A 15,679-nucleotide genomic window follows, 5' to 3' on the forward strand; every position below is an offset into this window, starting at 1 on the left:
AGGAAGGCCAGACGCCATGGGCTCCCGCCCGCTGTTCCGCGCCCAGTCCGGCATCATGGTGCGGTCCGTGCTCCTCCACGATCGTCCCCTCCCCCCGGCGCCGAACTTGCCCACGGCGACGCGGGCAGCTGCGGCGGCATGGCGGTGCTGGGCGCTTGAGATCTGGGATGTCCAGCTGATCGCGTCCGCCGTCCGGCATGCAAGTCCAGACCTCGCCCGAGAGCTCGACAGCCTGAAGGATGCGCCCGCCGACGCCGAGGCCATGCGGCGCATCGCCCTGACTCTGCTGAGCTACGTCCTGCGCCTCACCCACAGAGCCACCCCTTTCGGCCTCTACGCCGGCATCGCTGACGGGCACTTCGGGGCACGTGCCGACGTCCGCTGGGGGAACGAGCACCGAACCCTCACCCGGGCCGCCGGGATGTGGTTCGCCACGGTCGTGCAGCAGCTGGAAGCGGTTACCGAGGTCCGGCGGCATCTGCGGCTGATCGCCAACAACGCGGTGTGTGTACGCGGCGAGCGCCTGGTCCTGCCCTGGCAGGTACGCGAGCTGGAGGAGACGGGCACGGCCGTGCGTGAGGTGTCGGTCCGGCACACCCCCGCAGTCAGGTCAGTCGTCCAGCTGGCGCGCACTCCAGTGCCGTACGAGGAGATCGTGCGCGAACTCGGTGTCGTCCACCCCGGTCTCGGCAGGGGCGGCGCCGAGGAGGTCCTGGACGTTCTTATCGCCAAGCGGATAGTGCTGACCAGTTTGCAGCCGTCGGGCACCGAGACGGACGCCCTGGGGTACGTGGTCGGTGAGCTCGAGCGGGTGGGCGCCATGCACAGCGGTCCGGCGGCGGAGGTGGCCCTCGCCCTGCGGGAGATCCACGTGCAGATGCGTGAACTCGACGACCATGACCCGCTGTCGGAGACGGCCAGTCGGCAACGGACCGCGATCGTCACCCGGATGCGGCGGATCGCCGACGAGACCTCACCGCTCGCCGTGGACACCCGCCTGGACGCGGAGCTGGTTCTTCCGCGGGCGGTTGCCTGGGAGGTAGAGGCGGCCGCCGGTGTCCTGGCCCGGGTCACCCCCGAGCCGCGCGGGACACAGGCGTGGATCCGCTACCGGAAACGCTTCCGCGACCGGTACGGGGAGGGCACGCTGGTCGCGCTGACGGACCTGCTCGACCCGAACCGCGGCATCGGCCTGCCCGAGGACTTCCACGGCACCGCGCGAGCCCCTGAGCCCGACACCCAGCACCGTGATCGGCTGCTGATAACGCTCGCCCAGCGCGCCTGGGCGGCGGGGGAAGACCTCGTGCTCGACGAGGACCTCATCCGCCAGCTCACCGCAGGGCAAGGGCCCACGGCAGCCCAGGACGTGCCGGCGCACGTGGAGCTGGCAGCCTCTGTGTTTGCCGCCAGCGTGCAACGCCTGGACGCCGGTGACTTCAGCCTCGCGACGCACCGCATCGGCCGCGGGTGGGGCCACTTCACCGGCGGCCGGCTCGCCGCGCTGCTCGCCGAGGACAACTCTCCCAGCGACCTGCTGGGGATGCTGGCCCGTCGGCCGACGACGGTAGAAGGCGCCTTGCCCGTTCAGGTGTCCTTCCCCTCGTTGATGCCGAGAGCGTCCTACATCACGCGCACACCCCGCCTGGTCGCCCCCCTGATCTCCCTGTCCGAGTACCGGAAGGCAGACCCTGACCTCATTCCACTAAGCGACCTTGCAGTGACCTGCCACGGGCAGCGGCTGCACCTCGTCTCCTTGTCGCGCGAACGCGTGCTGGAGGCCGCCATCCCCCACCCCCTGCAGCTCGAATGCCAGACACCCACAGTGGCGCGATTCCTCGACGAACTCCAGCGCGGCCAGAGCAGCCGGCTCATCGGCAGCATCGGCAACCTCGCCGCGTGGGACTGGGGCGCAGCCCAACACCTGGCGTTCCAGCCGCGCGTACGGGCCGGGCGCAGCATCCTGAGCCCGGCCACCTGGCGCCTGGCCCACACCGGCCTCCCCGCCGCGAGCGCCTCGACCGCCGAATGGGACGAGTCCTTCGCCGCACTGCGCGAGCGGTGGAGGCTGCCGCATCACGTCTATCTGGAGCGCTTCGATCACCGGCTCCGCCTGGACCTTGAGCACCCGGCACACCGTGCATTGCTGCGCTCCCACATGGACCGGAAGCAGTTCGGCCAGCTCACCCTCGCCGAGGCCGAGCCGGACGACGCCTACGGCTGGTGCGGCGGTCGGACCCACGAGTTCGTCACCTTCCTGGCATCCGCAGCGCCCGCCCGGCCGGCGCCAGTCGTGCACGGTGCGCCGATCGTTCGCCGCGACAATGCCCATCTGCCCGGTGCCTCCCGCTACCTGTCCGTCCGCCTGCACTGCCAGCCCCAGGTGCTTCGTGCGCTTCTCACCGATCACATGCCCTCGCTGGTCGCCGACTTTCCCCACTGCGTGTGGTGGGTCACCGCCCACGACAGGGGCGACCGTCCGTACACCGAGTTGACCCTTCGCTTGCCCCATCCGGCCGACGCGGCTGACGCCCTGTCCCGCCTCGGGCAGTGGACCGCCTATCTGACCGCTGCCGGAGTTGTCGGCGACATCGCCATCGTCCCGTACCGGCCGCACCTGGGTCTGTGGGGGTCAGGGGACGCGCTGAGCGCCGCAGAGGACACGCTCAGTGCCGACACAGCCGTCATCGCCTGCCAACTGGCTCGCCCGAGCCTCCATGCCTCTCAACCGGCACTGACTGCTGCCAACGTCATCGCTATCGCGAGCGGCTTCCACGAAGACTTCACCGAGGGGATGAGGTGGCTGGTCGCCCAACCCAAACCGGCCGCTACCTCGTCGCTGCCCCGCCCGCTGCTGCAACGGGCCAACACGCTCGCCGCCCCGGACGACGGGTGGGCTGGGCTGCGCCGCATCCCGGCCGCCACCGGTCTCGTCGACGGTCCCTGGCTGCGACGCCACAAGGCCCTGGCCACGTACCGCAACGTCCTGCGCACGTCCCCGACTACGGATCCGGACGCCGCACTCCGCGCGCTGCTGGCCGCCCACCTGCACCACGCCGGTGAGGCCTCTGAAGGCACCGCCTGGCGCCTGGCCCGGGCCGTCGCCCTCGCCGGCACGCGTCCCCGTCAACCGACGCCGACGCACTGACCACCTGCACCCGCACACGTCGCCGGCCGCTTCTCGGCCGGCGGTCTACCTGAACGGACCCTTCATGACCGCGCTCATCGAGGACCACGCTCTCATCGGTGACATGCACACCGCCGCCCTGATCCACCGCCGTGGCTCCGTCGTCTGGCAGAGCTTTCCGGACTTCGACTCCCCCGCCGCGTTCGCCTCGCTGGTCGGCACCCCGGAGCACGGGTCGTGGGACCTGTGCCCCACCGCCCCCGACGCCCAGGTGCATCGCCGGTACCTGCCGGGCACCGCGGTCCTGGAGACGACCTGGACCACGCCCCGCGCAAAGGCCCGCGTTCTGGACCTCATGCCGCATCGGGCCCCCGGCTGCGGCAACCCCCAGCTGATCCGTGTCGTCCAAGGCGTTCGCGGTGAGATGCGGATGTCTTCGCGGATCCTGGTCCGCTTTGCCTACGGCAAGGTCGCGCCCCGCCTGGTGCGCCACCCCCACCAGTTCGGCGGTGACCGGTACGCAGCCTTCGCCGGACCGGACTCGCTCTACCTGGACTCCTCGGCACCGCTGAGCGAACACGAGAACGGGACCGTGGAGGCCGCCTTCTGCGTCCGCGCCGGGGAACGGCAGGTCCTCGCGCTGTCCTGGCAGCCCTCCCACCTGCCCGCGCCGCCCCGCCCCGACCCCACGGCCGCCCTGGAGAGCACCATCGCGTTCTGGACCGACTGGTCCGCCCGCAGCACCTACACCGGCCCCTACCAGGAGGCGGTGCAACGCTCGCTGATCGTCCTCAAGGCCCTCACCTACTCCCCCACCGGCGGCATGGTCGCGGCCCCCACCACCTCGCTGCCCGAGGAAATCGGCGGCGAGCGACAGTGGGACTACCGCTACACATGGCTGCGGGACGCCGCAATCGCGCTGAGCGTCCTGGCGCTCACCGGTCACCTGGAGGAGGCGGCCGACTGGCGGGACTGGCTCGCCCGGGCCATCGCCGGCGACCCCGCCACCGTGCAGATCATGTACTCGATCAAGGGCGGCCGTGACCTCCCGGAGAACGTCCTTCCCCACCTTCCCGGGTACGAAGGCTCCTACCCGGTCCGCGTCGGCAACGGCGCCGCCCATCAGCCGCAGCTCGACGTGTTCGGCGAAGTCCTCGACGCCTTCCACCTCGCCGAGGAAGCCGGACTCGCTCCCTGCGACGACGCCTTCGCCCTCCAGAGCGCTCTGCTCACCCAGGTCGAGACCCGCTGGCACCTGCCGGACGCGGGAATCTGGGAGATGCGCGGCCCCGAGCGGCACTTCGTCCACTCGAAGGTCATGGGCTGGGTCGCCGCCGACCGGATGGTCCGCCGGATCGAGTCCGGCCGCGCCACCGGCCCCATCGAGAAGTGGCGCACGCTGCGGGCCGCCATCCATGCCGACGTGTGCGCCCACGGCTACGACCAGGTTCGCAACACCTTCACCCAGTCCTACGGTTCCACCGAACTGGACGCCTCGCTGCTGCTCATCCCCCTGGTGGGCTTCCTCCCGCCGGACGACAAGCGGGTCATCGGCACCATCGAGGCGATCCAGCGCGAGCTGTCCACCGGCGACGACGGCCTGATCCTGCGCTACCGCACAGCGGGAGCCGTGACCGGCGCCGACGGCCTGGCCGGCGATGAGGGTGCCTTCCTCGCCTGCTCCTTCTGGCTGGTCGAGGCCCTGACGATGATCGGCCGGACCGCGGAGGCGACCACGCTGTTCGAAACGCTGCTGTCCCTCACCAACGATGTCGGGCTGCTGGCCGAAGAGTACGACTGCGTCGCCCGCCGACAACTCGGCAACTTCCCACAAGCTTTCAGCCATTTCGCCCTGGTTTCCGCCGCTTTACGACTTGCCTCCGAGGAGAAGACCGCGGCCCGCGACGAAGCGCTCGGTCTGGACACCGCCGCCTGACCGGCACCTGCCCGGCCCCGCACAGGACCAGGCAGCCGCCACCCCCTGACCACCGACGAAGAGGACGAAGCCGAACCGTGTCCCCGGCCCTGCTTCCATCACTGCCAAGCGCCCGCCCGCACCATAGCGGCGACGGCGGCGCGCCCACGGCGGCCAGCACACCCGCCTCCATGCCGTGCCCTTCGCGATGCGCTGTCCCCTCCTTGCCGCTGGTCCTGGCCGGTGCGCTGATGCGTCACCATCGGACGCGCGCCGGGCTGAGCCTGCAGAAGGCCAGCAGTGCCGTCCAAGAGCCAGCCAGCCTGATCGGTGCCGCGGAGTCTGCCGGGCACGTGCTGCCGGGCGCGAGCGTGCGCGCCCTACTGGGCTCCTACGGCGCACCCGCCTCCGCGATCCAGTACACGCTGAGTCTGGTGACCCACCCGGACCACCTGCACCACATCGACCAGATCGCCCCGCGGCAGGCGTGGGTGGACGCGCTGGTAGCCGGATGCCGGTCCGTCCTCGTCTACAGCGCCGCCCCGGACGCACTGACGCTGCTCGCCCCGACCGCTTCCCCGGCGCCCGGCGCCGCGACCCGAGAGCCAGCCATGGAGCGCCGCTGCCGGATGGTGCTGCTCCTGAGCGAGACCTTGCTGGACGAACTCGTCGACGGACATCGGGCCGCGGCGATATCGGACCTCGTCCGCCAGGCCGAGAGCGGGTCCGTCACCGTGCACCTCGTTCCGGGGCGGCTCCAGGCCCCCGCGCCGCTGCTGGCCGAGTACACGAACACAGCGTGGAGATGGGACGGCAGCAGCGCTGACCGGCTACGCCGCCAGATCTTCGCTGCCCACCACTATGACGGCACGCAGCCCAGTCTCTGCAACGGGCCGGCGGCACGGGCCGAACGCCAGCTGATGGAGCAGGCCGTCCGGACCGCGCAGTCCTCCCAGTGGAGCCTTCACCGGTTGCGGCAGGCCCTCGACACCCCACAGTATTCCGTCGCCACCGACGGTCGCACCGTTCTCTCCCCCCGTCCCACGCCTCCGGCGTCAGCTCCCCGCCCGGCACGGAGGACGGCATGACCCTCTCTGTGCCGCACGTCTCGGCAGCCCGTGTCCACGCCGAACTCCTGGGCAGCGAGCAAGCCTTCACGTTGAGCGGCTGATCCAGTTCGGCCCAGGCAGGCGGCACAGCAGCAACCGCGCGGCCAGAACGTGCCTCTCAGTCTCTTCCCAGCCCTCTGTCTATTCGTTGGTCCAGCACCAGGAGCACAGCATCGTGAGTTCTCAGACCACCCGGGCGATATCCACGCCCTCGCCTCCGGATCAGACCAAGCACGTGTTCGTCCTGAGCTGGGCGACACCCAGTCTTCCCGGAGTCCGGTGGGATGCACGATGGCGTCTTCCCGTGTACCGAGGGCGGCGTCTTCCTCGTGCTCTTCTTCCATATGCGGCACGGCGGCACTCTCTGGAGTGGCTGGTCCAGGACATTCTCAACGGGCGTATGCCGCCCCCGCCCGCTCAGCGTGAGCGTCCGGCTCTGCGAGACCACCAGGTCCAGCCGGTGCGGCTGATGACTGAGGCGTATGCATCGGGGGCACCGGGTTTCCTGCTGGCCTATCCCACGGGATCGGGGAAGACCGCCATGCTCATCAACGCCACGCTCGACCTCCCGAAAGTGAAAACGGTACTCGTGGTGACCAAGCTGGACGTGGTCCCCGCGTGGCGCAACGCGATCAACTACTTCGGGAACGGCGGCAAACGGTGGGTGGTGGTCAATCCCGAGCAGCTGTGGCGGCTGTTCGATCACCCTTTGTGGCAGCTCAACTCTCTGCCGGCTGACGTGGCCGCCGAGCGTGCGGCCGAGGGAGGATTACCACGCGTCCGGTTCGACGCTGTCATCGTGGACGAGTCGCACATGCTGGTGTCGCCCGACTCCGTGCGCTCGCGGCTGATCAACCGACTCGTCCTGCCCGATCGCGTGACCGGACGCCGCCCGTGGTTCGCACGCGCCTCGGCCTCCCCCTTCTCCAGCCCGGAAGAAACGGGCTACGTGAGCGATCTGCTGGCGCACGTCGCACAAGTTCCGGCGCCGGGCAGGCTGAGCACGGCCGACCACAAGAAGTGGCTGCAGAAGCTCGGCTTCGAACTGAACACCGGGCAGGACGGACGGTGGAATCACAACCTGAGCGGGACCGACGTGAAGAGCATCGATGCTCTCCTGTTCTCCGGGAAGGCGGGCACGACCGCGACGGCCGAGCAGATCGGCCTTCCCACGCTGACAAGGGACCTGCGCCCGGTGGAGCTGTCTCCGGAGGACCGGGACCGCTACGAAGCCGCCTGGACACAGTTCCGTGCGCTGCACGGGCTGGATATCGGGAACAGCACCGTCGACGACACGTCCCCCGCCCTGCGCCGGGTGCAGAAGGCGTCGCTACTCAAGGCGCCGAAGGTCGCCGAGATCGTGGCCGGGCTGGTGGAGGACGGCTATCAGGTGGTGGTCCCCGCCTGGTACCTCGACAGCATCTCCGCCCTTTCCCGCCTCACCGCAGCGGCTCTGGCAGCGCGTGGGCTGCCGGACCGGGTCGTGGAGATCACGGGCGCCTCGCGAGGCCTGCGGGAGAGGAAGCGACAGGCGTTCCAAGCGGGGAAGGCCCTCGTCGCGGTCGTCAACTCACTGGAGAGCATCAACCTCCACGCGGGTGAACGCGGCGGCGCTGGCGACGGCAAGGACGCCACAAAGACGCCCCGGGCCTGCGTGATCGCCGACGTGCTGACCGGCGGAAAGCGGAGCCTGCAGGCGGAAGGACGCACGCAGCGCGACGGGGAGCGGTCGCTGACCCTGTACGTCTACGCCGAGGGGACCACTGAGCAGCAGTGGCTGGCCCGAATGCTGCGCGCCACGGCCGGTACACAGGCCCTGGTTCAGTCTCCTGGGGAAGCGCAGACTCTGCAGGATCTGGCGGACCGGCTGTCCGTCGAGCAGGAGGAGGCGGAACCCCAGTGACGGCCTCCGCAGCCACCGCGGCGGCCCGTCCTTCCGCGAGCCTGGCCGAACTCCCCTTCATAGAGGCCGTGTACCCGTCAGGGGAGCTGGTCCTTCTGTCGCTCGCGCAGGTTCTGGAGCAGGGAGACCGGGTCCGTCTGGTCACCACCGATCCGTTGTTGTGGGCGGCGACGGTGCGGCTGCTTCTCGCCGTCACGTACGCGGCAGGATCCGCGCCTTCGGGAGAGCAGCAGTACCGGGACCAGGTCCTGCATGGTCTCGACCTGGGGCCCGCGGCCCGTTGGGTGCGCAACCACGCCCATGGCCTGGATCTCTTCGAGCCCGACAAGCCGCTCTTCCAGGACGGGTCTCTGCACGCTGTGGCAGACAGGCAGCCCGGTGCCGCGGTCCCGGTGTTGTATCTCGATGTGACCGCGGCTATCCGGCGGCCGCTGCTCTCCGACCACCGTCATCTGCACGCCTCTGTTCCCGTGTCCGCCGCCTGCGCGGCACGTCTGCTTCTGGTCCAGCAGATGTGGTCCATGAGCGGGCGGATCTCCGCCAGCGACGCCATCTACGGCAAAGGGTCCACCTTCGGGTCCCGGTCGCAGGTATGCGGCGGGTTGGTCATCCAACCGGACGGCACCGTTGAACAGGTGCTCAGCTGGCGGCTGATCCCTCTCCACGGCGGGCCCGGCACGGCCCATTGGACCTACACCTCACGCCCGGCACCCCGGCGGGGGCAGGTACCCGACGGTGAGAGTGACGCGCTGACGTGGCATCACCGGCGGATTCTGCTGCTGGCGCGGGACGACGGCACGGTCGCCCGGGTCCTGTTCGCCCAGGGCCGGAGCATCGGCAAGGAGACTGCCCCTCTCACTGACCGCCCTGGTTGCCGCGACCTCCTGACGACCGAGTCGGGAGCTCTGCTGCCCGCAAGGGCCGTAACCGGTGAAGAGGACATTGCGCCGCTGTTGCAGAGCTGGTGGACCGCTCCCGAGGGCAGCTGGGCACACACCGCCCGCCGCACCGCCGAGGCTCTCGGCTGTCAGCCGCCGGACGTCCGCGTCACCGGCCTGACCGTCAACCACAAGAAGATCGACAACGTCCGCCACGTCTTCCTGCCCGGCTCGCTGCTTGCCGACTTCCGGGGGAAGGGCGCCGCCGCTCATGTCATGAACACTCGCGCCCAGGCCGCCGGCGCCGGGCCGGGCTTCGGCTCCACGCACCTGCAACGGGAGACCTTCATGCGCTCGTCCGGCACGGAGCGGACCGCTGCACTGCTCGGCGACCTCGCCCCCGACGACCTCGATCTGTTCGTCACCGCGGACACACTCCATCGCCCCGGCACCGCGGAGACGGACGACCCGGTCGATGTTCTGACCCGGAAGCTGGGCAGCTGGGCGCGCAGCCACCGCACCCGGGCGCTCATGGCGGCCCTCGCCGTCTGGGCAGCCGAACCGTCCCCGGCCAACTGGGCCTTCTCCTCCGTGACCAGACTCGTGCCCGAGGATCTGCACGAGGCGGCCATGCTCACCGCCGCCCTGTTCGCCGCCCACCGGCGGGCCGCCTCCAGTGCGCCCATGTACGGGAGCGCGCCGATCGCCCGGCTGATGCGGGCGAGCGGCACAGGCTGCCACCGCGGCCCCGGGCACCGCCCTACCCGCGCGTCCATGACCCTGGCCCTGGCCGCCCAGTCCCTTGAGGACCTCCGTCCCCCGCTCCTGCACCTGATCCGCGATGCCGCGAGCAGCAGCATGACCCCCGACTGGACCCATCTCCTGCACGACCTCGCCAACTGGGGGCCGGCCGTCCGGCAGAAGTGGCAGGCGCAGTTCTACACCAACAGCCCTCTGCCGCGCCGTGAACAGTCCGTATCCGCTGACGAAGGACTCCCCGCCGCATGACCACGCACGCCACCGACCTCTCCCCCCGCCCACTGCCCGGCCGCGCAGCGCCCACTGACGTCACCGACAGCCCCGGACCGTTCGTGGTCGTCCACTCACTGACCTCCCTCGTCGGGATGAACCTCAACATGGACATGAACCACCTGCCCAAAACCCTCCGCTACGGCGGCACCGAACGGATTCGGGTCTCCTCTCAGTCCCTCGCCCGGGCCGCCCGCGAGTACATGCGCACCGACCGCACTCAGCAGCACCCTGGCACCCACGCCCTCTCCACCCGATCGCTCCCGACAGCAGTGGCCCAGCAACTGGAAACGGCACACGACGTCGACACCGCCGACGCCCACCCGCTGGCCGCCCTCGTCGTTGCCGCCTGCGGCCTCAGCATCAACCCGTCCCGGCCCGGCCAGACCAAGGTCATGACCTACGTCCCGGCCAACGCCCCGGCCCAGCTGGCCCGCATCGTCATGACGCACCTAGGAGACCTCGACGGCCCCCGGGAAGCCATGGAGGACACCATCGCGCACTGGGTAGCCGCATCGCAGACCACAGCCACATCCCCGGCCGACGGCGACCCGGTGAGCCCGCTCGAGGGACTCCCGAAGTCGCTGATCACCGCAGCCAAAGAAGCCCTGGCGCCCGGGACCGTTGAGGAGATCGCCCTCTTCGGCCGATTCCTCGCCGAACTCCCCAGCCCGGGCGGCAGGATCTTCTCCGCCGCCCACATCGCCCACGGCTTCGGCGCCGACCCGCTCAACCGCCTCACCGACGAATTCACCGCCCATGACGACTACCAGGAGGGCGGCGTCTTCAGCGGATCAGGAATGCTGGGCCTCCAATACCTCGTCTCGGGCACCCTCTACCGGCAGGCATCACTGGACCGGCGCCAGTTGCGCCACACGCTCGCTCTCTCGGGCCGCAGCGAGGCGGAAGTGGAAGCCCGGGCCCAGAGCGCCGAACGCCGCTGGACCCAGGCCATCGTCCGCAGCCTGCCCACGGCCAGACGCTCCCGCCACGGATCCCCGCCCCGCCCGACGCTCGCCGTCATCGCCACCAGCGACGAAGCCCTGACCGCCGGACCCGCCTTCGAAGAGCCGATCACCTCACAACCCGCAGGCCCTCACGCCGCCGCACGCCTGGCCGCCTACCTCCACCACCTGGACCTACGACAGGGAGCCGCCCTGTGGATGTCGCCGACCGGACAAGCCCCGCCCACGTTCCCGGACGTACTGACAGTGAAGGGGTTCTGACGTGTACACCGTCCTGCTTCGGCTCACCGGCCCCATGCAGTCGTACGGGACCTCAGCGCACTGGGAGGACCACGGAACCCGGATACGCCCCACCAAGAGCGCGGTCATCGGCCTGGTCGCCAACGCCCTCGGGCTCCCCCACGACGAGCCGCTCCACCACCTCAGCCAGATGGCGTTCGCCGTCCGAGCCGACAGGCCCGGACGAGAGATGAGCGACCAGCAGACCGCCGGAGGCGGGCACTTCCCTCCGGCCGGCAGTAACACCTCGAATCAGGACAGCAGATACGGGGCGCCGCGCGACCCCAGATCGAGCCGGGACGGGACACTGCGCCCCTCCCGGCAGAAACGCAGCCGCGATTCCGTCCTGATCACCAAGCACTACCTCGAAGATGCAGGATTCCTCGCCGGGCTCAGCACCGACGACGCAACCCTCGCCGCCACCATCGACGGCTCCCTGCGTCGGCCCGCCCGTGTGCTCTTTCTCGGTCGACACTGCTGTCCGCCCGCACACACCATCGCCCACGGAACCACCCCGTACGGCCCCGGCCAATGGCCTGGCCATGTCCCCCTGCTGCCTGAAGCCACCGTGGCCGATCCGACCGTATGGACCGAAGCGCAGCCCACCACCGGGGCATTCGCCAGTCCTGAGAACCCTGTCCGATTCTCCACCCGTTCCCACACCGCGCTGTTCCTTCAGGCCTCGACCGTCCTGCCACCTGCTCCGGAGCTCCCCCGATGACCATCCGCCCCGCGGCCATCTTCAGCACACTGCGGTCCGCAATCACGCTCACTCCGCAGGAGCGGGCTCGCTGCCACAACGTGCACTTCCTCCATTCGTTGGTCCTCGCCGGGTTCCCCACCGCCACGCCCAGCGAAGCTGATTCCGCACCCCGCCGGGTGAACGTGCTGTTTGCCGCACACCGTGGCGATCCTCTGACTGACCGGCAGCGCCAGCTCGCGGCAGCGCCGCCCGAACGCATGCTGGTGCAGTCTTCCGCCCGGCCGGACTGGCAACCACTGATCGACGACGGCCGCCTCACCAAAGCAGACACGTTCCCGGTCGAACACCGTGTCCAAGCCGGCGACATCATCGACATCAGGTTGATCGCAAACCCTGTGAAGAGGAGCATCAGTAACGGCAAACGCCTCAGCCTCACCGCGCCCCACGACGCAACCGGCTGGCTGCACCGCCGCTTGACGCGCATCGGTCTGGACACGGCCCTCGGCGACATCACCACGGGCGAGCGAGTCCGTATCACTGGAAGCCGCAGAGGCAGGCCCCTCACCGTGATCTGCAGGGACATGGCCGCCCGGAGTCGCGTGCTCGACCCTGAACCTCTCGTGCAGGCCCTGACCGTGGGCCTCGGCCCGGCAAAGGCCTACGGTTGCGGCCTCTTACGCATTCACCTCAACGAACAGAACGAGGAAGACAAACTCGCGGTTGTCAGCTAGGGTCGGGCAGTTGAAATTCTTCACAATCTTCGTCTCCCCGCTTGGGGCTCATTCACCGTTCTGAGCCCCATCCAACGCGTACTGTGTTCGCTTCCTCACGTTGGTGAGGCTGCACCGTTTCCAGCGAACTAATTAGCCGCATCTGCCCCTCCTCCCCACACCGGTGGGGAAAGGGCGCGGAGGCAACGCCTCTCAGCGCCCCTGCTTCAGCCTTCCGGTTCCCGATGTGTACGCATGCACCGGAACCGGAAGGTCGAGGGCGGGGATCTGGGCGCTGACGAGCGCAGAGTGACAACGCGAGGCGTGGGCAGTCGGTGGCCAAGGTAGGAGACGGTGGGCGGGCGGACACGTCCGCGATCATCCCGTTGAATCGACCGCGGCCGGCCGCCGCCGTCGAGCCGCTGGCTATTCCTCAGGTCTGGGGCCTCTGTCTCGCGCCGCAGGATGCCCCAGGGCCACGGTCACGGCACGGGCGGAGGGTAGAACGCTCGGGCGACTTCGACGGCGCAGGCGAAGTCGCGGAACACGGTCCAAGGCTGACGCGCCGAGGTGGAGCTCAGCGTCGCCTCCATCGGCGGCTCTTCCTGGGCATTTCTGGAGTAGCCAGCTCGGCGGCTGCGAAGGGCGGGGCGGTCCGCTCTGAGGGGAGGCCCACCCGCCCTGGATGAACACAGACGGGGGTCCGGTCATCAGCCGTGTACCGGTAGCCGTCCGAGGCGTCGAACGGCCAGAGCCTGCTGGGGCGGTCGGCAACGAGGAAGTCGGTGCGCGGGAGCCGCAAAGCTGGGCAGAACCAGCAGCATGGGTAGTCGGACTCCGGATCGATGAAGGGCCTCGGGGCAGCGTCGGGCATATCCGTCCTGTGGGGGAAGGTCTGGAGGATGTGCTAGATAGGCCCGCTTCCATCGGGGCGTAGCCAGCTTCCGGTCGATTCCTGCGGTGAACACGACAGATCCCGGCATCGGCCGTACTGAACGCGGGCCTATTCGTTCGTGAGTGTTCGGATCCGGGACAGGAGGCCCTCCGGATCACGAAGATCGGGGAGGACGTAGTGAGCTCCCGCGTCGGACAGCTGCTGGGCCGAGGTGGTGCCGGACGCCACGCCGATGACCTTCGCCCCTCCCTCCAGCCCCGTAATCACGTCCTGTCGGGAGTCCCCGATGATGACCGTGGTCGCGGCGTTGAACCGGATGCCGTGCCGGGCAGCCGCTCGTGATTGCGCAATGCCCACGAGGTCCGGCCTGTGGGCGCTGTCCGATGCGTAGCCGCCGAGAGGTATGTCGACGTACTGGATCAGGGACATGGCCGAGAGCTTGATCTCCGCGCTCGCGCGGAGGTTCCCCGTGACGACTGTCGGGATGAGGTCTGGGGCCTGGTGTACGGCGGCCAGCGCCTCGGCAGCGCCGGGCATCACCGTGCCGTGACGGACGAGTTCCTCCCGGTGAGTCTCCAGGCGGTCGGGCAGGTGGTCCACGATGAGGCCGGCGAAGCGCTCGGCTTCGGTCTCAGGTACCGCGTTGGCGGTGAGAAGCTCGCGTACGGCCCGGGGCATCGTTACGCCGGTACCTCTCGCCGGAAGCTCCGTAGCTTCCCGGCCAACCACGTCTCGGAACACTTCCCGGTAGACCAGTCGGTCGGTATCCCCGACGTAGAGCAGGGTCCTGTCGACGTCCCACAGTACGAGCTTCATGCGGCAGCCCGTTCCTTCAGGATGACGTCGCCTCGCTCAAGGAGCGTACGGACAGGCTTTGCGCTGGTGAGCTGACGTGCTTCGCCCAGCATGGAACGCAGGTGATCGTCGAGGCGCGCTGACTGGATCCCGTTCACCATGGTGAGTACCTCGTGGCCGGTGGCGGCGCCGGCGTCTGCGTCACCGGCTCGCATCTGCGCTGTGGCGGCGCGGCTCAGGAACTGCGCGCATGTGCGCGTCTCGTCGTGCCTCAGCGCGCCTCGGGCGGCGCTGAACGCGTCGGATGCTTCCGCGGGCCGGCCAAGCTCCAGGAAGCAACTGGCTCGTTGGCCGAGGATCTCGCCTGGGTTGATCCAGTACAGCCAGTGAGGGTCGTCCTCGCCGCGTCCTTGGCCGCAGAGGGTCGAGGCCTCCTCGAGTGCAGCCATGGCGCGGCGCTCATCCCGGAGTTTCGCGTGTCCTCGTGCTTCCCGTGTCAGCAGCATCGCGTTGAGGGCTGGTGCGTCCTGGTCCTGGATGCACTGTCGCCCGGTGCGTGCGGCGGCGACTGCGGTCCCGGGGTCTTCGCCGGAGTAGCCGTGGATGGCCAGGAACGACAGGGCGCCGGCGCGTAGGCGTGAGTCTCCGGAGAGCTTGGCTGCCCGGAGAGCGCCCGCGAAGAGAACTTGGGCTTCGTCGCGTTCGCCGCCGTCGAGTGCATACCAGCCTGTTTGGTTCGCGGTGTCGGCGATCACGGCGGCGAGCTGATGACCTGTTCCTTGGTCGAAAGTTCCGGTCTTCATCAGGTCAACGAGAAAGCGTAGGTGCTTCCTTGCTGTCTCGAGCAGGCTGCCGCTGCCGCTGGTGGCGTCCATCTGGCGCAGGACGTTGGTGGTGGTCTGCAGTGATCCGAGGAGTGGAGGGGTCACGCGGGGGCCGCCGGGGGCCGTGTCAAGTTCTTCCGCGGGCGCGGTCATCGACTGCAGGACGTAGTGGGCCGCACCGGCTCCGCCCAAGGTGGCCAGCACGCTTCGTCGTTTCATGGGACCTCCAAGAGCTTCTTCGAGTGAGGTCACCATACGATCTGCAGACCACGGCAAGGCCGGGTCCAGGTACGCCGAGACACCAGTACGCGGCTGATCGGCAAAAGCGGCCAGGAGGGTGGGGCGCAGGTCTGTGGGAAGGCCGAGACCGTTGAGGAGGTCAATGATCGCCTCCCGTCCGCCGAGCTCCTTTCGGCCGGTCTCGAGTTGAGAGATGTGGGCCTGCGTGAAGCCTGTCAGGGCTGCTACCGCCGACTGGGTGAGGCCCGCGCGGCGCCGGAGCAGTCGCACCAATTGCCCGAAATCCCATAACGCGAGGGCTTGTTGCACT

General features: G+C 69.4%; 10 protein-coding genes. 8 read left to right on the plus strand and 2 right to left on the minus strand.

Annotated features, from left to right (window positions below; all coding sequences use genetic code 11):
* The first annotated feature begins 16 nt into the window (after positions 1 to 16).
* The 8 genes from ACIQMX_RS36665 to ACIQMX_RS36700 all read left to right on the plus strand — a co-directional run bounded on the left by ACIQMX_RS36665 (position 17) and on the right by ACIQMX_RS36700 (position 12,636).
* The gene (locus tag ACIQMX_RS36665; protein WP_402484603.1) at positions 17 to 3,145 is read left to right on the plus strand and encodes a lantibiotic dehydratase; all 3,129 of its coding nucleotides are present in this window, start codon (positions 17 to 19) and stop codon (positions 3,143 to 3,145) included.
* Between the two features lie 64 nt (positions 3,146 to 3,209).
* Positions 3,210 to 5,060 (plus strand): glycoside hydrolase family 15 protein, encoded by a 1,851-nt coding sequence (locus tag ACIQMX_RS36670; RefSeq protein WP_402484605.1) that lies wholly within the window; start codon positions 3,210 to 3,212, stop codon positions 5,058 to 5,060.
* A 350-nt stretch (positions 5,061 to 5,410) separates the two neighbouring features.
* On the plus strand, positions 5,411 to 6,127 hold the full coding sequence (locus tag ACIQMX_RS36675; protein ID WP_402484607.1) for a hypothetical protein: 717 nt from the start codon (positions 5,411 to 5,413) through the stop codon (positions 6,125 to 6,127).
* Between the two features lie 256 nt (positions 6,128 to 6,383).
* Positions 6,384 to 8,051 (plus strand): DEAD/DEAH box helicase family protein, encoded by a 1,668-nt coding sequence (locus ACIQMX_RS36680; protein WP_402484818.1) that lies wholly within the window; start codon positions 6,384 to 6,386, stop codon positions 8,049 to 8,051.
* Entirely contained in the window at positions 8,048 to 9,937 is a 1,890-nt protein-coding gene (locus ACIQMX_RS36685; protein WP_402484609.1) for a type I-E CRISPR-associated protein Cse1/CasA, read from the plus strand. The genes ACIQMX_RS36680 and ACIQMX_RS36685 overlap by 4 nt, the downstream gene beginning before the upstream one ends.
* On the plus strand, positions 9,934 to 11,184 hold the full coding sequence (locus ACIQMX_RS36690) for a type I-E CRISPR-associated protein Cas7/Cse4/CasC (RefSeq protein WP_402484612.1): 1,251 nt from the start codon (positions 9,934 to 9,936) through the stop codon (positions 11,182 to 11,184). Before ACIQMX_RS36685 ends, ACIQMX_RS36690 begins: the two co-directional genes overlap by 4 nt.
* 1 nt (position 11,185) lies before the next feature.
* On the plus strand, positions 11,186 to 11,923 hold the full coding sequence (gene cas5e / locus ACIQMX_RS36695) for a type I-E CRISPR-associated protein Cas5/CasD (RefSeq protein WP_402484614.1): 738 nt from the start codon (positions 11,186 to 11,188) through the stop codon (positions 11,921 to 11,923).
* Positions 11,920 to 12,636, plus strand: a complete 717-nt coding sequence (locus ACIQMX_RS36700; protein ID WP_402484616.1) for a type I-E CRISPR-associated protein Cas6/Cse3/CasE — start codon at positions 11,920 to 11,922, stop codon at positions 12,634 to 12,636. The genes cas5e and ACIQMX_RS36700 overlap by 4 nt, the downstream gene beginning before the upstream one ends.
* Positions 12,637 to 13,618: 982 nt before the next feature.
* Here the strand turns inward: ACIQMX_RS36700 and ACIQMX_RS36705 are convergent.
* Positions 13,619 to 14,326 (minus strand): HAD family hydrolase, encoded by a 708-nt coding sequence (locus tag ACIQMX_RS36705; protein ID WP_402484618.1) that lies wholly within the window; start codon positions 14,324 to 14,326, stop codon positions 13,619 to 13,621.
* A complete protein-coding gene (locus ACIQMX_RS36710; protein ID WP_402484620.1) occupies positions 14,323 to 15,678 on the minus strand; it encodes a helix-turn-helix domain-containing protein in 1,356 nt (451 codons plus the stop codon). Before ACIQMX_RS36710 ends, ACIQMX_RS36705 begins: the two co-directional genes overlap by 4 nt.
* Between the last annotated feature and the right edge of the window lies 1 nt (position 15,679).

Source organism: Streptomyces sp. NPDC091416, from assembly GCF_044756845.1.
In the GTDB taxonomy this organism is placed as follows: Bacteria; Actinomycetota; Actinomycetes; order Streptomycetales; family Streptomycetaceae; genus Streptomyces.

Excerpts from the sequence above, each read along its gene's own strand:
- ACIQMX_RS36665 (WP_402484603.1), top strand. The coding sequence starts at position 17 with ATGGGCTCCCGCCCGCTGTTCCGCGCCCAGTCCGGCATCATGGTGCGG.
- ACIQMX_RS36670 (WP_402484605.1), top strand. The coding sequence starts at position 3,210 with ATGACCGCGCTCATCGAGGACCACGCTCTCATCGGTGACATGCACACC.
- ACIQMX_RS36690 (WP_402484612.1), top strand. The coding sequence starts at position 9,934 with ATGACCACGCACGCCACCGACCTCTCCCCCCGCCCACTGCCCGGCCGC.
- ACIQMX_RS36700 (WP_402484616.1), top strand. The coding sequence starts at position 11,920 with ATGACCATCCGCCCCGCGGCCATCTTCAGCACACTGCGGTCCGCAATC.
- ACIQMX_RS36705 (WP_402484618.1), bottom strand. The coding sequence starts at position 14,326 with ATGAAGCTCGTACTGTGGGACGTCGACAGGACCCTGCTCTACGTCGGG.